This is a genomic window from Sulfitobacter sediminis (assembly GCF_040811725.1).
GTDB lineage: Bacteria > Pseudomonadota > Alphaproteobacteria > Rhodobacterales > Rhodobacteraceae > Sulfitobacter > Sulfitobacter sediminis.
Map to the genome: position 1 here is coordinate 1 of NZ_JBFNXX010000005.1, position 20,422 is coordinate 20,422.

Below are 20,422 nucleotides of genomic sequence, written 5' to 3' on the forward strand. Positions count from 1 at the left end.
ATCTGCGTTTCATAGTCCATCCTTTGCTTGGACGGATTACTAACACCTCAGTGGCCTGATTTCAGGGGGCTGGGTCATTTTCACTGGCAAAGGTAAATGCGACGAAGCGCCAGGATGTCGAAACGCCATAAACTTTGTGATCGAAATTCGCATGAGGTTTTTCGACTGCCTCCTGAGCGTCAGAGTGAGTTCGATAAAGTTTCCAGAAGATCTGTGCTGCTATCGCCAGCGTCAGCACCCCAAACAACGGGCGAAAAGTGTTCATGTCAGAAAGGTAATAGCTCGACAATGTGCTGCCAACGTAGGCACCTACCAGACCTCCTCCCCCTAATAGCAAGCCAAGAGGCAAGACTAGCCGCGAACGCCGGAGGTAACCCGGGATAAAGGTTATGGTCGCTGCGAGGACCAACAACTGGGCCATCGGCTTGACACTGTTGGGATCAACCAATCCAAAAAGCGTGATTAGTCCAAAGGACGCCAGAATACCTCCGGCGGCTCCAATCGTGGAAAACACGATGCCGACGAACGCACCCCAGGCTAACAAGGGCAGAATGGAAAGGATGCTCATCTGTCCAATATTGATAACTTTGAGGATCGTATGGAAGCCCTAGAATGTTCATGCATAGCGCAGGACTTCCGCTTCTGTCCGCTGAACGCACTATTGCTGCCGTTCCCCAACTTTATTTTGCAACAAGCTGTCTTCGACCGTGTTCCAAACACAGTGGGGAAGAACCTTTTGCAAAACATTGTGGGCAAAGAGTGTGTTACGGTTGCTTTGGCTCTCGCTAGACGTCGTGTAGCCGATTGAACGGGAGGAATTGACAGATGGTCCAAAAGATTTTGGCTGCTTTGGTCGCACTTGCTGTGAGCGCTGGTTCGGCAATGGCGGTTTCACCCGAAGCGCAACAACTGATCGACCGCGCGGCAGCAGATTGCCAGAGCTTTGAAAACGGAGAGTTTGATCAGGGCGATGCTGTCACCGAGATCGAACTGCGCTCACAGTTTGGTACCGTGAACGCGGAACTTGTGGATGAAAGCCAATACGCATGCTCTTCCGCTGTGTCGCTCTACTGCGGGACAGGTGGCTGCATGCTCAATCTCATTGTAGATGGTGAGACGATGGCATGGCAGGCAACTGGTTGGCGGCTCATTGATTGGGGTCCCGATCGTATCCTTCTGATTGGACGTGATGGAGGCTGGTGTGGGGGCGCTGGCGCAGAAGTGTGCTATGAAGCGCTGGTTTGGAGCAATGGCAAGGTGCTGACCGTCGGCCCCGCACCTGAATGAACGCACACCGATCTTCAAAAACTCTGGCGTGACACGATGAATGATCCGAACATCATCCTTGAAAGTGCAATCACATGCCCCGAGTGTGGCCACGAGGCAGTCGAGACCATGCCGACAGATGCCTGCCAGTGGTTCTACGAGTGCACCTCATGCAAGGCCGTGCTTAAGCCTCTACCAGGCGACTGCTGTGTCTATTGCTCCTATGGAACCGTGCCTTGTCCGCCGATCCAAGAAGGTGGGTCGTGTTGCGGCTGATCAATGTGCGTGATCCAAAACACTGTGGTGAAGAAGTGTGTTGCAGTTACTGTGGGCAAACAGTGTGTTGCCGGTGCGGTGATGTCAGCCGGAGAACGACAGTGATGCGATACAGGCGCACAAACTAGAGATCACAACGACGACTACTTTTGGGTAGAGCAAACACTGGCTGAGATCAGGCCAACAGCAGAGATTTCGGCCATAACGGGCGTTGGACAAGGACTTATGCGAGCGATTATGACGTCCTCACCAAATCGCCGGTTCATTCAGCGCGGCGACGCAAGTGCAATTGCCTTTGAGGGGAATCAATGGCTCGTCCGTGAGCGACTGACCGATCCATCCTTCGGGGAAACTCAATGGTAAGGGCGCTGCGGCAGTATCTTCGTCGAGGGGCAGAAACCCGACCTTGCCATAGAATGCGGGGTCGCCGTAGGTGATCGCCACATCAACGCCGTTATCACGCAAAACAGCCAATGCGTACTTCAGGAGAGCCTGGCCAATCCCTTGCCCATGCCGATCGGTTGCTACGGCCATCGGGGATAGGATGAACACTGAGCGAGGATCATCTGCATAGGTAAGTCGGGAGAAGATGGCCCCGCCGATCATTTCCCCTTCGTCAACTGCGGTGAAAACATAGATGTCATTTTGTGGTGTATTGCCCAACAGGTTGCTCACAAGGCTTCCGATCAAGTCGCCTTCATCGGCTCCCTCAGATGCGGTGAACGTTGCTGTAAACAGGTCGACAATCTGCTCCTCAGCGCCGTCTCTCTTGACAGAAAAATCCACCCTATCTTCCCTTTCCAATTTGTTGGTCCTGTCCTGCAGCACGTCTTGCCGGTGTCAAGTACGTTGTACTCATTCGGGTTGCTTTGGGCTCGTTCCAGCCATTAGTTGCATTTAGCAATAAGGCCTGCTGAGCGAACAAACCCGGCAGCCCTCTTGTTCCAGCCAGGCGAAGTAAGATGCGTGGTGTATTCTTCATGATATACACTGTTAAGTAGACCGCTGAAGGATCCATCACCTTGGCCACATACTACGCATTACGTAAGCTGCTTGCTGCCTACATGGAACTGGGCTTGGATGGTGAGCCGTCTCGTCGCAACAGGGCTCGTTATGTTTGCAATCTTTTCTCTCTAACGGCTGGGTTAGCCGCCATCATCTACGCTGTTGGCTTTCTAGCCTATGACGCCGAAGGATTATGGCCGGCTAGTTTGGCTGTTCTGCTGATTTCGTATCAGCTTCTTAATCCATTTGTCGTCGAGAGGAATGTTGTTCTAGGTAATGTCTTGGGCTCCGGAAATGCATACACAACTTTGTTGCTACTGACCTGGATGCTTGGACGAGATGCAGGACTATATTTCTTCATTTTGCAGGCTCCGCTCATAGTTCTTCTTATAGCAGGCAGCCACCATAAGATTCTTGTTAGTTTCGTTTTCATCATGTCCGCCATTTCTCTTGTGATCGCGGTCAACGCATTTGATGGCCCAGCAAGTTTTATTTCTGTTGACGAAAGGCTTCTGTCGATCCTTCGAACTTCGACCATCCTTCTCTGCATGGCTTTCATAACAGGCACCGTCTTATTGCTGCTGGATAAAGCCAATGAGGCCGAAGACGCACTGGAGGCTGAGCACAAACGTTCCGAAGCGCTTCTATACAATCTTTTGCCTGAAGATATCGCAGCGCGACTGAAACTAGAACCGGATCAGACTATCGCTGACAGTCTTCCACAGGTGGCTATCCTGTTCGCCGACATCGTGGATTTCACGCCCCGTGCCGCCACGCTGCCACCAGAAGAGATCGTGGGTTTTCTGAACAAGATTTTCACTGCCTTTGATGCCCTTGCGGAGAAACATGGCTTAGAGAAGATCAAGACCATTGGAGACGCTTATATGGTTGCGGCAGGGATGCCCTCACCGGTTGGAAACCCAGTTCACAGGGTCGCTGAAATGGCCTTGGATATGCAGCGTACAGTGGAAGAGATGTCTACTAACTTCCCCGAAGGATTACAGGTTCGCATCGGCCTGCATGCGGGACCAGCGGTAGCAGGGGTCATTGGGAACCGAAAGCTTTTCTATGACGTCTGGGGCGAGACCGTGAACACAGCTTCCCGCATGGAGAGCCACGGTGAACCAGGACGTATTCAGGTTACAACTGCTGCCAAGGAAGAGCTGGAAGGTGACTACGAGTTCGAGCCTCGAGGGATCGTTGAGGTGAAGGGGCTTGGAGCAGTGGAAACTTGGTGGTTGGCTGGTGTGAAAGTCTAATCAAGCCGACATGCATGCCCGGATTGGGCTCAACCGAGACACCTGACCGAAACCATCAGATGACCGCCTATAGCAGAATTGCTGCCGTTGCCAATGTCGGCACACTTCACGCTGTCTCCGACAGTGTTTCTAAACACTGTGGGGATGAACTGTGTTGCAGTTACTGTGGGCAAACAGTGTGGGACGAAGACAAAGAAAATGCTAAATCGCCCTAATTTGTTATGCAAACACCGCTACGCCACCCGGCAAACCTGCCGTTTGCGCACTGGTAACAAGTTCATCAATTATTGACTCGTCGCGGTACATGTCTTCGAAAACGATGAAATCCGAATTGATTTGTGGATCATCGACCAACAGCGTAGCCACAAGCCTTTCGGCCTCTTCCTTTTCACCTTGCTTCATGTGTACTGCCACTCTGTAAATCCTGCTGCGACGAGTTTGAAATGGGAGAGCCTTGGCGGTTGCCATCATTTCATCGTAGCGTCCAAGGCAATAGAGCGCTGCTATACGTTCTTCGGTAACCCAAACCGGTAAGAATGGGTCCATGGCTTCAGCACGGTCAAGTAAGCGCAACCCTTCGATTGGATCGCCATCAAAGATATAAAACGCTGCCGCACGCCCGATAATGTAGGCATTAGAAGGTGCTAGTTGCATTGACCGCTCGAAGTGTCTCCGCGCGGCATCGAAGTTCCTGTGAATGCGCAGCTGCATCATTCCCATAATTCGATGTGCTTCCGGATCATTTGGGTCCAACGTGAGGGCTTTCTCAATCTGTCTTTGGCCTTCTTCAACATCAAAATCAGCGAGATTGGATGCTGAGCATACCCGCATGGAGTAAGCGCGACTGAACGTTGCGTCGGTTTGGATCGCTTGATCAAACCACTGCATAGCGTCACGGAAGAGGTCAAGTGTAACACCCCCAAGCCTGTGAAGTTCCAGGCCACGTAGGTATTGCTCGTAGGCGGACATCGATCCCGGGCGTTTAATCTTCGCAGCATCCAATTCCGCCTGCTCGATCCGACCAAAAACTGTCGCCGCAACGCGACTAGTAATGTCATCCATGACATCCAGTATTTCGTCGAATGGTCTTTGAATCCGATCAGACCAAATTACAGCGCCATCCTTCGTGCTCGTCAGGGAAATATTCAAGCGAACCTTGGACCCAAGTTTACGTACCGAACCAGAGAGAACATACCCGACTCCAGCCTTCGTTCCGATTTCGACAGGATCGCGACCACGCAACACATCCGCCGCTGTTCGTGACACAACAAACAGGTCTCGAACTCGACTTAGTTCAAGTATCAAGTCTTCCGTAAATCCCTCGGCAAGAAACGACTGATCCTCATCTGCAGACGAGGCAACTGAAAATGGAGCGACAGCTACTGAGTTTGGCCTCCGTGAGACCTTCGCTTCTGGGCGAGTAGAATCAATCTGATAAAGATGACGGTTCATGATCGCTTTGACGCGGTAAACAACCAGAGGCTCCGATATTCCCTTTAACTCAAGAGTTTCCGGCTCATGGAATGTGCAGGGAGAATTCCGTCTTACGTTGTTGAAAACAGTTTCTGAGGCTAAAACTTCGCCTGGAGCAGCAGCGCTCTGAAGACGAGCAGCGATGTTCACTCCATCGCCTCGTAAATCGTCGCCGACTACGACTACGTCAGCAAGATTTAGACCAAAGCGCATCGCATTGTCTTGCCCTTCGGCAGCGAGTTGAGCACGGGCTTCAAGCGTGGCTCTTAGTGCGTTAATCGGGCTGTCAAACTCTACAAGCAAACTATCCCCGGCATTGCTAAATACGCGACCACCGTAGTTAGACATCGTCTTGGAAAACGCTTGGAAATGACGCTCAATCAGCGCAACAGCCGCCTCTTCATCAGCCTCCATAGCGGCGGTCGACGCTACAGCATCCGCGACCAATATTGTTGCCAGTCTTCGCTTCACGTCATTTACCTCTGGGGCAACTTTAGCTTGTCGTGGCGCTCTGTTCTAGAATTACGATTGTTTTGCTTCTAAATTTATCGAGGCGAGAAAGCGCTGCAACAGGCTGTCTTCGACAGTGTTTCTAAACACTGTGGGGATGAACTGTGTTGCAGTTACTGTGGGCAAACAGTGTGTTGCGAACAGTGTGTTCAACACAACGATTCCAAACACTGTGTTCAACACAGTCTTTCAGCCCGCAAATTCACCCAGCAACGCACGAAAAACTGTGCGATGACTGTGCAACGCAGGAAGTAAAAACTGTGCGATGCTGAAGTGCCTTATTTTTATGGCTAAAGTGGTGCCCGGGGGCGGAATCGAACCACCGACACGAGGATTTTCAATCCGACCAGGGGTTATGGGGATCAAGCTTGAGACCGACACAAAGACGGTCGGCCAGTCCAGGTTATCGGAGGCTGCCTAAACTTGAAGGCCAGAGCACCAATCTGGAACATCTGTGTTTTCCCTACGCAGACAAACCCGAGTGTCGAGTTGTTTGCACCAAGCTGACATTCATGCACAGTTGGCGAATGACAGCCGGAATTCATTTGCAATCAATTACTCCGGTAGTCCGGCGGCCTGCAGCGCAGTAGCAATGCGACGTCGCATGTCGGCCGATTGATATGGTTCACGCTCGATAAAACTGGCGATCCGGAAATCCGATTTGACGGACAGGATCGCCTCTGCTGTCTTTCTAGCGCGTTCAGTGTCACCCTTGAGCGCGAAGTCAGAGGTCTTTGTTACAAAGGCATCCAAGTACTCCGGCTCGATACGGATTGCCTCTTCTGCGGCCGCTAGAGAAAGGTCAAAGTCGCCTGAATCCCTATAGGCCACCGCCAGCGCGTTCAGTTCCAGCGGCACGGGTCCTCCCAACCGCAGTGCAATCGCACCCCGAATATTTCGGATCCCATTTTCTGGTTCACCGATGTAGGTCTGAGTGATCCCCAACTGGCCGTATGCAAATGGACAACTCGCGCGGTATCCAACAGCAATATGGCACAGTTGGTTGGCTTCATCATACTTGTGCTTTTCCAACGCGATAGCCCCGAGAACCGCGTGGCCTAGCCCATTGTTCCCATCTTCTAGTGTCAAAGCTTGGCGCGCCCATCTCTCAGCCTCAGAGAGCGCTGCGCGGGTGTCAGGAGACCATCCACGACGGGCAGCGTAGAAATGCAATACTGAAAGATAACAGGGGCCGATCGCGCTATTCGGATGTGCTTCGGCCAAGGCTTCGAAATGCGGCACAGCCTGTGCATGACCCGCCTTCGTCATGCGGTAGAAATAATTGATCCCCCGGAGGAAATGTTCCCACGACTCCGATCCATCAAGGCCACCTGTGAAATCGCGAGCCATGTGACCGCCGATCAACTCCGCGCTCAAAGCTCCGGCAATGTTGCGCGCGATTTCGTCCTGCAGGGCAAAGATGTTATCGAGAGTTCCATCATAGTTTGACGCCCACTTGACCGTGTTATTTGTCAGGTCCGTGACCTGAATATTGACCCGCACTTGGGCGCCAGCCTGCTGAACCGACCCTTCGACCACGTACTGAACTGGCATATGCTCCAATGCCTGCGATGCGGTAACGGACCCGTCACGATAACCCGAGTGGCCACACGCATTCACAAAGAACATGTTCGGCAGTTGCACCAGAAGCGTTTGAATCCCGAGCGAAATACCTTGTGCGAAGAATGCGCTGTCCGGGGATGTTGACATGTTTCGGAAGGGCAGGATTGCCAGAGAAGGACGTGCAGATGGGAAGTTATAAGACCGCATCTGTGCGGCTGGATCTTTTGTCAGCAGATCCGTTTCTGCACTTAGGTTCGCGGGGCGTGGCGTAGAGGCTGATCGCACGCGGAAGGCGCGGACCGGCTTTTCAATGTTCTTGAGTGCCCGTTCGCCAAGATCTTCGACGTCCAGCGACATACGGTCGCCCAACTGCTGCATTGCAGCTTCCGAAATACAGATTCCGCCGGGATCAGCTATCGCTTCTAGACGTGCAGCGATGTTTATTGCGTCACCGAAAAGATCATCGTCGCGAGTGATTACATCGCCGATGTTCAAGCCCATTCGCAACTCTAGGTCAGGTGCGGCCTGACGTTTCGCATTCCAGGTGTTCAAAGCAAGTTGCACTTCGACAGCAAAGCGCATGGCAGCAACCACGCTAGAGAACTCGAACAGAAATCCGTCGCCCATAGACTTAAACAAGCGACCAGAAACACTCTTCGCGGTTGGCTCCAGAATATGGTCGCGCAGATCGTGGACAGCGGCGAGCGTACCGTCCTCATCCCTTCCCATTAACCGCGAATACCCTGCAACGTCAGCGGCTAGTATCGCGACCAGTCTTCGGTTCGTTTCCTTCGACATATCATGTCTTCCGCATCAGCGGCTTGTTCTGCGATCATATTAGCCTGCTTTGCGTTTCAAGACGAACGAATAGGGCAGTCGGCAGTGCAAAAACCAGACGCTGGGTCTTTGCAAGTTCGGCATGAGTGACCGTCGATTGTGCCTAAACAGTCATCCGAAAGGATGACTCAGGCCATAGCTGCGCTCCCGACGGCAGCAAGGTCGAGACCGCTGTCACAGTGCCCTATACACATGCCACTCTTCAGAGAGCCCCTTCAGTTTCTTCCGCCCGAGGCTTTCGAAATCAAGGCCTGAACCTGCGACAAGATCTTTCACTGTACGAGACACCACAATGTCTCCACCGTCGCCGAGTTCAGCGATACGCGCCGCGATATTGACTGCAATTCCACGCACGTCATTCGCGGCAATCTCAACTTCGCCCGTATGCACACCAATGCGTACTCGTAGTCCTAGTTTGGAAACCACTTCGCCTATCGCTTTTGCGCAGTGAATTGCACGCCCAGGCCCATCAAAAGTCGCAAGAAAACCATCGCCTAACGACTTCACTTCCTGGCCACGAAATTCTCTGATTTGCTCCCTAACGAGAGCGTTGTGCTGTTCGAGCCTTGTATGCCATTGCTCGTCCCCAAACTCTTGTGCAATCGCGGTTGAGTCGACGATGTCGGTAAATACGACAGCAGCAAGAACCCTGTCGAAGACTGGCTTTGGTTTAGCACCCGTCACAAATTCCTCTATTTCCACCAGTATTTCATCACGTTCATTGCCCATAAATGCAAAATGATCTCTCCCAGAGAACTCCACGAGTCTCGCCCCAGGGATCATTTGGGCCAGTGTTCTACCGCCTTCGATATCTATGAGCGCGTCTTTTGTTTTGTGGAGCACAAGAGTTGGAGCCTTGATTGAAGGAAGAATATCCGTGATGTCGATCTGACTATTCACCTTCATTATCTCAATGAGATCACGAGGAGATGCCCCCGTTCTCTCATACTTACCCCACCACTCTTGAAATGATGGTTCGTCGCCAGTCTCCGGGCAAAACAGCGGGAGCGCGGTGCCGCTGCCCCAATTGTCTTCGGCGTATTCGAACAATTCCTCCAAAGCTTCTTTTGTGGGGAACCACGACTCGAAACGTGCGAAAGCACCATAGAGTATGAGGCCTTCACAACGCTGTGGCTGATAGGCCGCAAAAACGGAAGCGAGCGAGCCCCCCTCAGAAATCCCCATGACATAGGCTGTATCCATACCTGCGGCGTCCATGACGGCGCGGATGTCGTCCATGCGCTTATCCATGTCAGGTACGGCAACACCTCGATCGGACAGGCCCGTGCCACGTTTGTCAAACATCGCAACCTTAGTAAACTGCCCTAAACGCTCAAGCCATTTTGCCCAATTCGGTTGCTCCCAGTAAGTTTCGATCTGAGATATGAACCCCGGGACCAAAACGAGGTTCTTGGACCCTTTCCCATAGACCTGGTAGGCGATATGCACGTCGTCACTTTTGGCGTATTGCGTTCTGGGCATCATGGCCCGGCCTCCTTTCTAGGAACCTGGCAACACCTCCTACGCTACGGGGACAAAGAATTTCAGGCAACCATCACATGCAGGAAGTCTTAGACAGCACACTGCGCGGCTCAAGCCCTGTCTCCCCAATGGTCAGCGGTAACCGCTCCAATCCTTACAGGGAGCCAAAGTTGCTCGGGAAGCAAACAGCTATCGCATCCCTTTTGCAGTGCCTCTCAAAGGTCACGAAACAAGGTCTTAGCTGACATTCATGCATAGCGCTGCGAATGAAAGCTAACAACCCAAAGCATTCATGCAAATGCAATGCATTAGCTAGCGTGGGCCTAAAGGTCTGGTAAGACCACATAAACGAGAGCGTGATCGCTAGCTTGGCTATTCGATTGAACTGCGTAACCAGCTTCGGAAGTGTCTGCAAATGAATGGCTCATCCCGGTTCGCACAATCTGCGGAATGGCTTCTGAGTACTCCATTGCAAGTTTTTGCGACAATAATATCCGGTCCGGCCGCGACCGGGCATGCGTATCTGGCACTTCAAAAGTCCAGTCAGTTCCCGGCTTCATGCGGTCTAATAGTCCGACCGCAAACCCTTGCCTCAATTGAGCAAGCGCAGACGGCTGATCCACGTTGCTCATTTCAGGTTCGTTGAAGTCTCCAAGTATGATCCATCGCGCTGTTTCAGGTTCGGGAAAGCGTGCCTCGACAATTTTCCGTACTGCGCGTGCTTCTGCCTCCCTTACGAGGTACGCCTTTTCGGTGTCTGGGTAGGGCGCCTTGAAGTGACACACAAAGAGCGTGAAATTCTCGAAGTCCACTTGAAGACAATCGCGTCGGAACAGCGGGCGATCCCGGAGGTCGTCCGGCAGCTCATCAAGACCGAAGTCCGCTCCGGTGAGATGCGCGTGACTTTTGACTTTCAGAGGTTTGATTGTTGCAAGAACCGCTACGTCAAGGCCACGCCCATCATTTCCGGGCAGACATATGCGAATTGGGTAATCTGGAGCACCGGCTGGAACCAGAAAGTGATCACAAAAGAACTCAAGCGTCTTTTCGTCAATAACCTCTTGCAGCGCGACAACATCGGCCTGAACCTCGGCAATCACTTTGGCGGTCAGTTGCCGATCTGAGATATCCTGCTCAATTGAGCGTGGGCGGTTATCAAAATCATGGTCAACGGCACCATCCAACACAAGCTGACCCTGGCGCTCACGCAACCTAAGATTCTGCAGATTGAACGTTGCGATGCGCATCTAGGTGCTCAACCTCCTCTTGAACTTAGGATACGTGCAAAGCCTTCCTTGAATAAAGGGTAGCTATAGCTGACACTCATGCATAGTTCAGCGAATGGAAGCCAAGGGCCCTTATTTACCATCGCCGCGCCGGGTTTGAATGACCGAAGACTGCGATAGCTGCTGATTTACCTGAAAGCCTTGCCGCACAAGTCGATGGTACCGCAAAGCGAGAAACTGGGCTCGACAACTAAATTGATCGCGATCAAGTCGGATGTTGCGACCAAGCGTTAGCCTTACCCGCAGAGATATTTTCTAACCTAACCATTTGGATACGAAGGAGAGCAGATTTGGCTACCTCTGAAGACAAGGGCTGGGATGCCATCGTCATCGGATCGGGCATGGGGGGCATGGCCGCAGCCGCCGCGCTGTCGAAGCTTGGGCACAAGGTCCTTCTTCTGGAGCAGTACCACACGCTTGGAGGTCTGACCCACAGCTTCTCCATGGAAGGTTTCTCCTGGGATGCGGGCATCCATTACCTCAATTGCGTCGCCCCGGAAGATCGCGAGCGCCATATGCTGGACTGGCTGTCGGACACGCCGATCGAGTTCACCTCAATGGGTTCGATTTATGACAATCTGCATATCGGAGATGCGGCGCCTCTGTCCCTGTCGCGACCTTACGAGGCGCAGGAGCGCGATCTTAAGGATCGGTTTCCGGGCGAGGCCAAGGCAATCGAAGCGTGGTTCTCTGCGCTCAAAGAAGGCAGGCAGGCGTCCTTCACGGCCACCTCTACGCGTGCGATGCCTGAGATCATTGGGTCGGCTATGAAGTGGTGGCATAGCCACGCCATCGACCTTTGGTGCAAGCGTACGACGAAAGAGGTTATCGACGAGATCACCGACAACCCCGATCTGGCCGCCGCCTTCGCCGCGCAGTGGTTCGACCACGGCGGCAGACCCAGCAAAGCGAGCTTTGCGATGCATGCCCTGATTACAGGCTCTTACCTTGAGAGCGGTGCCTGGTATCCGTCTGGCGGCGGCGCGTCTTTAGCAAAGCACATCCTGCCGACGATCACAAAGGCAGGGGGAGAGGCGCGGGCAAACATCAGAGTCGAAACGCTGGTCTTCGATGATGGGCGGACCGTTGGCGTCCGTACGGCAGAGGGAGAGGAAATCCGCGCAAAGTTCGTGATTTCCAATATCGGGGCGCGCGAGACCGTAAACTCGCTATTACCCGAGGGGAGCGGACATCAGGACTGGATCGAAGAAGTCAACGCGCTGCCCCACTCGGTGGCCCATTTCAGCCTGTTCATGGGCTTTGAGGGTGATATCGAGGATGCCGGAGCGACCCGCTCGAACCACTGGATATACCCAAGTGGAAAGGTGGACGTCGTCTGGACCGACGCACCCGACAATCCACCCCAGGGCATGTTCGTTTCGTTTGCTTCGCTAAAGGACAGTGCGCACGATCCCGGTCCGTCTCGGAAATACGCCGGAGAGATCGTGGCGTGGACCGACTGGTCGGTGGTGGAGAAATGGGCCGGGCTGGAGCCGGGTGCGCGCGGCGAGGACTACCGGGAGTTTAAGGCAAAGGTCGAGGATATCCTGTTCGCGCAGTTCGAGACATATTTCCCTGACCTCGCCAAACTCGTGGTATTTCGCAACCTATCGACGCCCCTTTCCACCGAGGCGATCACGGGACATCATCACGGCGGTTTCTACGGCATAGACGTCACGCCTGAACGCGTGCTGAGTGGCGCACTTCAGGCAAAGACTCCGGTGCCGGGCCTTATCCTTTCAGGTCAGGACGTCTTGACCCCGGGCATTCCCGGAGCCCTATGGGGTGGAATCTTCGCCGCGGCCAGCATTGACCCGAGGGTCTGGCGCGAACTTCCCAAATAGGTTGTGATTTCTGTGCGCGTCACCATGGAACGGCAGCCTAGCAAACTTTGGTAGACAAATTCGAACGCCCGCTTCGTCCGGCGCTCCCGTCCTCGCGTCGATTTCGGCGAACGTCTGGAGCCGCTGGAAGCCGTCATTCGGGCGTGGCTCAACGGTCTTGTCGGCTCGGAAGGCTGCTTACGCCGAAGAGTGATCATCTGACCTTTTCGCTCAGATGTCTTAGGCGAGCCAATAGCTGGTCTTCTTGGTGCTTCTGCGAAGAAGCAAGTTCAGCCATTGGCATGGTCAAAGAATGCTTTCATCACAATTTGCCATTGGTTGTCATGCTTTATTAGCGTGAGGTAGTCCGTGAACGTCGTGCCGAAACAATCATCCTCGACCTTCACCACGGCGACATCGCCTGTCATTTCGATAGAGAGTAGTTCCCAGCGGTACGGTGTCCCTGGCGGCAGCGCAGCCTCGCCTTCGAGCGAGCAAATGAAAGTGTCGCGGTCGAAAAACTCGTAGCTACCCCCGAAGTGACCCGCCTGCATGCATTGGGGGTGCATCGCTCGCTCCAGCCGATCTCTTTGGCCATAGATCATTCCCTCAAGGTACTCCACGACTACGGCCTTAATCGCTTCTTGCTCGCTATTGGTGCTCATCGATGTTCCCGTAAGCCGCCATCAAGTGTTTTTACCACGGGACGTCTGAAATGTCCGCCTAGCTGACCTCTTCTTCAGCAAAGACGAAGGCCCGGTTCCCAGCTCTCTTCCACCCGAAAAACAGACCTGCAGACCGGCCCAGTTGTTTCTTGCTTCGTCAGTTTTGACCTTACTACCCAATAGCTCCAGTGCATATGCATGGTTGTTGGGTTATGATAGTGGGTAGGAGGCTGCCCATGCATCGAAATTCACGGCTATCGGCTCTCAACTCTTGGCTGGTAGCGGGAGCACCTGGCACAGAAGGCTTCAGCGAGATCAATGCCGAAATCGGTCGTCGCCTTAAAGCCGCAAGTCTTCCCGTAGATTTCTTTGGCATCTACAAGACATTAATGCATCCCGAATTGCCTGGGCGTTTTGATTACTGGACTGAGGCTGCAGGCCCCAGAACAAGCAGGCTCACACCGCGACAACTCAAGGAAGGTAAGCAGTGGATCGGTACGCCGGGCCAAGTCTGCAGCAGCACAGGCCGGGTGCTGCTCTACACTTTTGGCAACAATCCCGATTTCGACTTAAGGCCGGATATGACGGCGCTACGGGAAAGGGGCTATGTGCAAAGCCTTTGCCTGCCTTTGCACTCGAGGTACACGCCCGATCTCAACGTCGCAGTCGCCATGACCAAAGCTGAAGGTGGCTTCAGCGACGATCAAATTGAGGCGTTCCGCAGCCTTCAAGCGCCAATAGCGCGTGTTACCGAGGGCTTCGTGTTGCACGAAAGTACCATCGCAGTCCTGTCCACCTACGTCGGGCGAGATGCCGGAGCGCGGGTTCTGACCGGTAACATTCGTCGTGGAGATACCGAGAATATCCCGTCAATCGTGCTCTTCATCGACCTCGAAGGCTTTACACAATTCTCCAACACGATGCCACCTGAAGATACTATCAGCTTCCTTAATCGCTTCTTTTCCGTGCTTGATGAAGGAGTGTGCAGGAATGGCGGTGAAATTCTCAAATTCATCGGGGATGGCGCCATGGCCATATTTCCCACTCCAGACGACAGGGCCGCGCAAGTTGCGGCTGTCGATGGTGCCTTGGCGACCCTGGAAGAAACGCGCAGGTCGATGTCGAGCCAAACTGACGGGCAATCAGTGCTCAACTTTCGGGCGGCCTTGAACGTGGGAGACGTGCATTACGGTAACATCGGGAGCGTCAATCGTATGGATTTCACCGTTGTCGGACCGACGGTAAATCTGACTGCGCGTCTATTGGAGATCGGTGCTTCACTCGGTAAACGCATAGTATGCTCAGAAGAGGTCATTCGTCTTATCGATGGCGTCTCGGAAGATCTGGGAAGACACTCATTCAAAGGATTTGAAGAGCCAGTTCGTGTGTTCGCAATCGAGGACTATTGATTACTTATTAGTGTTTGCCCGCAGAAATCAAAGGTCCGCTTCTCCCGCATATGATACGTTGAACACAGTCGCAGCGAACGGCTCGTATTGATAAATAGACTTATTAATTTGTGGAGTAGTCCCCTCAATCGAGTCCACCACCTGAGATTGGTTATCTCGCGAATTGCCGGATCCGCGATCGTAGGAAAGTTTCGATGGCCAGATCATTGGTCTGTGGCCTTGGATTTGACCATAGACCCACGGTGAGCCGCCAGACAATGAAACACTTGGCCATCGAAATCTCCGTAGCGGGTCCGTCTAGGCGACAGCGTCTAAGGACTCTTCGAAGTACCCCGACTGCGACTTCACGACTGAAACTGGGGGTTCGGGCGCATCGAGGTATGCGTCTGCAGAACCAACAAGCGCGCCGATGATCTCCTCGGCACTTGACGGCTTCAGAAGATAGTCGCAGGCGCCAAGCTTGATGGCCGCAACTGCCGTTCGAGCATCCCCATGGCTTGTCAGAATGACTGACCGCACCTCGGAAGAGGATTGGTTGAGAGCTTTGAGAACAACTAGACCGTTGTCCTCACCCAACCGGATATCGATGATCGCATATCTAGGACTATTTGCCTCGATGGTGGCCATGCTCTCTTGGACAGTTGCGCAAGTGCGAACGTCGAAACCGCGCTTCCGCATGTCTGAAGCGAGGCAATCACGGAATGCCTCGTCAGTATCTACAATGAGCATTGCCTTGTTGGGTGACGTATTCAGCATTTGGCTTTCCTTTCTCAGCTGGTGGTGGCAACAGAGGTTCGCAGGGTTTTCGGTTCCTAAGCGGTGCCTCTCAAAGTTGACTGACAGATTTTGCGGGATAGCGTCCTCACGCCGCCATCAGATCGCTTTCGAGCTTTTCAAAGAGTGAGACATCTTCCTCGGGCGTCTCGAACAGATGCCCGTAGGTATCCATTGTCATGGTGATCGAGGCATGCCCGAGCAGGGTCTGTATCTTCTTCGGATTCCACCCCTGCTCGATGAAGAGCGATGCCGCCGCATGTCGGAGCGCGTGAATGCCAAACTTCGCCCTGCCTAGATCATCGACGATGTCGTTGGCGACGAGCATAGGCTTGAACACGCGGTTGTAGATGTTGGAGTAGTTCTGCACCTTCCCTGCCCCATTGGGGAAGACAAGGTTCGCGTCACTTCCGGGGGCGTCAAACCGCCAGGCGCGCAGTGTCTCAGTCACAGTCGGCGCCATGGGTATATCCCGCACCCCTGCCCTGCTCTTGGGCGGCCCCATTTCGCCGAACTCGTCAGCCCGTTTGGCAACCTTGATCACCCGGCGCTCGAAATCCACGCAGTCCCAGGTCAGCCCGCGTAGCTCCGAGATGCGCATCCCGGTGAAGATCGCCGTGACGAACATTGCCCGATGACTTTGCGGCGCCTTCTCGATGATCAGCCTGATCTCATCCTTTGTCGGAATTATCTTCTCATCTTCGGCGGTTCGCGCCTTGCGCCGCAGCTTGACGTCTACCGCGACATTGTGGGTCACCCACTCCCGCTCGACGGCTTCCGACAGGATCGATCGCAGACTGACCATGACCTTCTTCACATGCGCACGTGAGACACCGTCATCCAGCAACGCATACATGAAGTCCCGGACGTCACTTCGCGAGAGATCGCTGAGCAGAAGAGTGCCTATCCTAGGGTCGATGTGAATGCGTACGTGACTGCTGTAGGCCTTCATGGTCGAGCGCTCCAACTCGTTGCGTTGACAGGTCTTGAGCCAGCTCATGCAGGCATGATGAACGGTTCTTTCTGTATGGGTCACAGGGGGGTTTCTCTCGGTGGATTTCGTTGACCCTCATTATAGCAGGATCGTAGTCGCTTGTCGGTCGAAAAGTGGAGTCAAGCCATTGTTTTTGCGCCATTTCATGGTATTCCCTATGGTGCCAACCGACCGCTCATGGTAGGGTGACGAGGTCCACCAACCCTGACACATCCGGTACGTATCCTGATACGAAATGCCCTTTTTGCCCGGTTATATTCTCGTCTCCCACGGCCCCCGATACGGCAGCCCTGTAGAGGAACTTCCGGGCGCCCAAACGCAGCTGTTGGCCCTTCAAGAACAGGCCGCCCGCGGAGATGCTCAGCTGCACATCATGGGGCATGACTATGCACGGAAGATCCGATCACGAGATGATCTCCCGAACTTGTTTCGCCTGTTGAAGGATTACCGGCTAAACGCCGAGAAGACAGGCTTGCCTGCACGTCTCACGATCGACGACTATGCCCGACTGTTCAGAGCAGCAGATGAAGCGTTCAGACCGGAGCTGTGGGGAGCGCTTCTGGAATACTCTGATTACATCCGAGACCTGAGACAAAGAAGACCTCTGAATGACCTGTCGCAAGAGATGTCGATGCTCATTCGAAACGCTCTTCTCACACCCCTCAAGAAACGAACGCCTAGCAGAGATCGATCCGACGAACAGCGGGCTGCACAGACAGCAAAAGCCCGACAGATGTCAGCGAAAGCCCGTTCGACCTCTGCGCGACAGGCAGCGACAGCCCTTCAACAAGCGTATTCGAAACACATTGCAAACACTCCCGGGACGAGCTTCCGGGAATTCCTCCAAAGCGCCGGTGCAGAAGGTCTAAAGAACAGTCAGGGGAAACCCTGGACATACCGAACTGGGCTACGGGCCATCAGAGAGCTGAAGTCTGAGAAGGGATAGATGTCAGCAAGTGAGCGTTTGCTCGATCGTTGCTGGGTAAGATTTGGGTCTGTGCAAACAGCGAGCTTCTTTGTCATGAGACTGTCTTCGCTCGGACTTTACGGGGCGGAACCGGAAAACGGCGCATTCGTAGACGCCTTATTCTACATATATCTCAATGCCTTACTTCGCCCGCCCTCGCAAAATGTTGCCATAAGCTTGCAATTGCCACGTCGCGTTCCTGATTGAAAAGCATGATCAAGTCTTGCCCACTCCTGTTCAATGATCCTGCGTACCCCGGAACAATCGATCCGGAACATCTGTGTTTGAACTACAGTACTGTTCCTCTCAAATTGCGCCAAGCTCGATTCCGTGGGCGGCTCACCGCAGAGCCACTGATCAATCTGTCGGAGTACCAGGTAAAGGCCGTCTTCGACTGGCTTGAGATTTACCTGCAAACGAAGGAAGAGCATTACGCGTGGAGGATTCAGCGCTGGCTTACAGAGCAAAACGCAGAACTCTCAGCATTCAGGAGCTGCTTCGTGGGAGGGCCCACCAGACGACGCGGTACGACTGGGCGCTCCTTTGTCATCCGATTTCAAGACCCCCAACCAAAGGGGCTGAGGTCGCTCCTCAGGGCTGTCCTAGACAGATACTGTAGCGAGGGAACTGAGCTCGACGAACTCCCGTTAGTTGGTCTCGAACTGTCCCTGGATATTTACCCTATAGCTCAATTAGCCAAAACTCCTGAGGCGTATGCCGCCCGTCGCATGATTATGACTGACCTGATTAGAAAGCATGTCCTCGTTCATGATGCACACCGGGAAGAAGGATCTCGACCAAGGTTCACCTACGATACCGATGGAGAGACAAATACTCCAAAGGTATTCGACGAACCCAAAGGACGGCTTAAAGTAAAGCTCGCCCGAGATGCCGCAGCACTTGGGATCGCAGTGGAAGACCTGTCGATCCTACACCCAAGCCTGCATCAGCAGCCCTATCTCGATGCAACGTTCTACTACGGTAAGAAGGGTCAGAAAGTGCACTTCCGCTGCATGGACAAGATCACAGATCAGCGAACAGCACTGGGTGCTAAATCCCTACCCTTTGAACAATCCCGGTCCCGGATCGAGTTGACGTTCATAGATGAGGTCCCTCTAGACAGATTGGGCCCAGCTTACGTTGATCTGAATTATCTCGGTGACATCGCCACAAGAGGGCTCAAGGGCTTCAACTTGTTTCTGCAGTTCGGCCTACCGACCTTCACCCCATCAACCGAGAACCCATCAGAACCAAACCGAGATGAATGGGAGATCTTCAGCAAGTCAGGCGTTGCTGGGCTCGCATATTTCCAAGATGTCCAACTGAAGCTCGACGCTGCGAAATCAGGGAGGAAGCTTCGAGACAGGAGGGAACTGATGAGCACCGGGCAATGCCGTCGTTACTCTGATCTGAACCGTCGAGTTTCCAAAGCGCTCAACAGACTGCATGAGACATGGGAGCGGGGATGGGGAAGAGACTACTGATTGGCAGGTTGGAGTCTTCTAATGGGGATGCACCCCCGGGAGAGATGAATAATCATTGGGATAAGGTCACTGCCCGATGCGATCGCCTAGTTTGCAAATATTGAAAGAGGGAGATGCCTGGTTTCCTAAGCTTCAGCCTTCCCTAGGGAGCCTTGCTCTCAGAGAGCCTTGTTTTCCCTTCTCATCAGTGCCTTGTTTCCCTTTCTCTCTGCCTGACCTCCTCTCTTCTTCTTATCTGTCTGTCTTGTGTCTGTCTGTCTTGTGTCTGTCTGTCTTGTGTCTGTCTGTTGGTCTGATCTCAGTTAGTAGGTCGACACCTGGATTGGGTTCCCCGCCCGCATGAAGCCAACGCTGGCAACGTCAATAATACAAGGGTTCAGCCAGCCCACTTGAGCCCGGCCCAGTGAAACTCGGCAGTGGTCTCTAGGGGTAAAATAACTGCACACTCCCGAGCCCTTTCGTCACCCAATCTCCGCCTGCAGACGGCCAGAATAGACGAACAGCTCAAGCAAGAGGTCACATAGCCCGGCTTCCAAGACGAAAGGTGCAACGTGCTGTGCTTCGTCGTAGACCTCCAGCAGGGTCCGTTCTGCAAGCGTTAGCCCCGCCCCGTAATGCTCCATCAGAACCGCGTGCAGTTCGGGGTCGTATTCGTGCAGCGCGATGTTGATGAACTCCCCTGGGTCGATATCCAGCGCTTGGGAAAGGCTCGGTATCCGGCTGATCGGCACTTTGGTTTCGCCGCGCTTCATCATTGACAGGATGTTGGGACTGGCAAAGCCAGCATCTTTTGCGATCTCCTTCTGGGTCTTGGAGGACGCTTCGATTGCGTCGTATAGATGCCGGGCTGTCGGGGATGTGGGTCGGGTCATGTCGGTCTCCTGAACAAGTGCGCCCCGTGTGTCGGGGGATGTTCAGTGATAGAAGGCGACGCACGGGACCTTCTGCGAAGCGGTGAAGCGACCCGTTTCGACATATGCCGATTGCGTGCGGCCTTGGAGAAACCACCCTTCAGCACCAGTACGACGAAGCTCGAGTGACAAGAGGTTGCAGGAAGTCTTAGACAGCACATCGGACGGCTCTAGCCCTGTCTCTTTAATGGTCGGTGCTGACGGCTCCAATCCTTATAGGTAGCTCTAACTGCATCAGAAACTTTCGGGTAGAAAACCGCCACACCTCCCCTGTATGGCGCATTTCAAAGGCCACGGAACAAGCTGTTCACACCAAGCAGACATTGAGCCGCGTGTCGCGAACGGGAGAAAGAAACCAAAGAAAACTGTTCATAGGCGAGCCCCCAACTCAAGTTTAGAATATGCGCGTAGTGTGGAAGCGTGGCGGTTTGGGCTCCA

General features: G+C 53.6%; 16 protein-coding genes. 6 read left to right on the forward strand and 10 right to left on the reverse strand.

The window, feature by feature from the left end; all coding sequences use genetic code 11:
• Positions 1-61: 61 nt before the first annotated feature.
• On the reverse strand, positions 62-568 hold the full coding sequence (locus AB2B41_RS07800; RefSeq protein WP_367877211.1) for a TSUP family transporter: 507 nt from the start codon (positions 566-568) through the stop codon (positions 62-64).
• Positions 569-825: 257 nt separating this feature from the next.
• On the opposite strand from AB2B41_RS07800, the gene AB2B41_RS07805 reads away from it, so the two are divergent.
• On the forward strand, positions 826-1,287 hold the full coding sequence (locus AB2B41_RS07805; protein ID WP_367877212.1) for a hypothetical protein: 462 nt from the start codon (positions 826-828) through the stop codon (positions 1,285-1,287).
• Positions 1,288-1,323: 36 nt separating this feature from the next.
• A complete protein-coding gene (locus tag AB2B41_RS07810; protein WP_367877213.1) occupies positions 1,324-1,542 on the forward strand; it encodes a GDCCVxC domain-containing (seleno)protein in 219 nt (72 codons plus the stop codon).
• A gap of 246 nt (positions 1,543-1,788) precedes the next feature.
• Here AB2B41_RS07810 and AB2B41_RS07815 read toward each other — a convergent pair whose 3' ends face one another.
• Positions 1,789-2,328, reverse strand: a complete 540-nt coding sequence (locus AB2B41_RS07815) for a GNAT family N-acetyltransferase (protein WP_367877214.1) — start codon at positions 2,326-2,328, stop codon at positions 1,789-1,791.
• A 236-nt stretch (positions 2,329-2,564) separates the two neighbouring features.
• Here AB2B41_RS07815 and AB2B41_RS07820 point away from each other — a divergent pair, with 236 nt between their 5' ends.
• Positions 2,565-3,806 (forward strand): adenylate/guanylate cyclase domain-containing protein, encoded by a 1,242-nt coding sequence (locus tag AB2B41_RS07820; RefSeq protein WP_367877215.1) that lies wholly within the window; start codon positions 2,565-2,567, stop codon positions 3,804-3,806.
• Between the two features lie 219 nt (positions 3,807-4,025).
• Here the strand turns inward: AB2B41_RS07820 and AB2B41_RS07825 are convergent, their stop codons facing one another.
• The 4 genes from AB2B41_RS07825 to AB2B41_RS07840 form a co-directional block, all read right to left on the reverse strand.
• The gene (locus AB2B41_RS07825) at positions 4,026-5,750 is read right to left on the reverse strand and encodes an adenylate/guanylate cyclase domain-containing protein (protein WP_367877216.1); all 1,725 of its coding nucleotides are present in this window, start codon (positions 5,748-5,750) and stop codon (positions 4,026-4,028) included.
• Positions 5,751-6,344: 594 nt separating this feature from the next.
• Positions 6,345-8,150: an adenylate/guanylate cyclase domain-containing protein gene (locus AB2B41_RS07830; protein WP_367877217.1), complete on the reverse strand. Its 1,806-nt coding sequence runs from the start codon at positions 8,148-8,150 to the stop codon at positions 6,345-6,347.
• Between the two features lie 213 nt (positions 8,151-8,363).
• Entirely contained in the window at positions 8,364-9,674 is a 1,311-nt protein-coding gene (locus AB2B41_RS07835) for an adenylate/guanylate cyclase domain-containing protein (protein WP_367877218.1), read from the reverse strand.
• Between the two features lie 320 nt (positions 9,675-9,994).
• On the reverse strand, positions 9,995-10,918 hold the full coding sequence (locus AB2B41_RS07840) for an endonuclease/exonuclease/phosphatase family protein (RefSeq protein ID WP_367877219.1): 924 nt from the start codon (positions 10,916-10,918) through the stop codon (positions 9,995-9,997).
• Positions 10,919-11,247: 329 nt separating this feature from the next.
• Between AB2B41_RS07840 and AB2B41_RS07845 the strand changes: the two genes are divergently transcribed.
• Complete coding sequence (locus tag AB2B41_RS07845) at positions 11,248-12,801, forward strand: phytoene desaturase family protein (RefSeq protein ID WP_367877220.1); 1,554 nt, start codon at positions 11,248-11,250, stop codon at positions 12,799-12,801.
• A gap of 269 nt (positions 12,802-13,070) precedes the next feature.
• Here AB2B41_RS07845 and AB2B41_RS07850 read toward each other — a convergent pair whose 3' ends face one another.
• Positions 13,071-13,445, reverse strand: a complete 375-nt coding sequence (locus AB2B41_RS07850; protein WP_367877221.1) for a nuclear transport factor 2 family protein — start codon at positions 13,443-13,445, stop codon at positions 13,071-13,073.
• Positions 13,446-13,681: 236 nt separating this feature from the next.
• Here AB2B41_RS07850 and AB2B41_RS07855 point away from each other — a divergent pair, with 236 nt between their 5' ends.
• A complete protein-coding gene (locus AB2B41_RS07855) occupies positions 13,682-14,854 on the forward strand; it encodes an adenylate/guanylate cyclase domain-containing protein (protein ID WP_367877222.1) in 1,173 nt (390 codons plus the stop codon).
• A gap of 297 nt (positions 14,855-15,151) precedes the next feature.
• Here AB2B41_RS07855 and AB2B41_RS07860 read toward each other — a convergent pair whose 3' ends face one another.
• Together AB2B41_RS07860 and AB2B41_RS07865 are read right to left on the reverse strand one after the other, a co-directional pair.
• The gene (locus AB2B41_RS07860; protein ID WP_367877223.1) at positions 15,152-15,610 is read right to left on the reverse strand and encodes a response regulator; all 459 of its coding nucleotides are present in this window, start codon (positions 15,608-15,610) and stop codon (positions 15,152-15,154) included.
• Between the two features lie 106 nt (positions 15,611-15,716).
• A complete protein-coding gene (locus tag AB2B41_RS07865; RefSeq protein ID WP_367877224.1) occupies positions 15,717-16,628 on the reverse strand; it encodes a tyrosine-type recombinase/integrase in 912 nt (303 codons plus the stop codon).
• Between the two features lie 1,173 nt (positions 16,629-17,801).
• On the opposite strand from AB2B41_RS07865, the gene AB2B41_RS07870 reads away from it, so the two are divergent.
• Entirely contained in the window at positions 17,802-19,073 is a 1,272-nt protein-coding gene (locus tag AB2B41_RS07870; RefSeq protein ID WP_367877225.1) for a hypothetical protein, read from the forward strand.
• 461 nt (positions 19,074-19,534) lie between these two features.
• On the opposite strand, the gene AB2B41_RS07875 is transcribed toward AB2B41_RS07870, so the two are convergent.
• Entirely contained in the window at positions 19,535-19,945 is a 411-nt protein-coding gene (locus tag AB2B41_RS07875) for a helix-turn-helix domain-containing protein (protein ID WP_367877226.1), read from the reverse strand.
• Positions 19,946-20,422 lie beyond the last annotated feature (477 nt).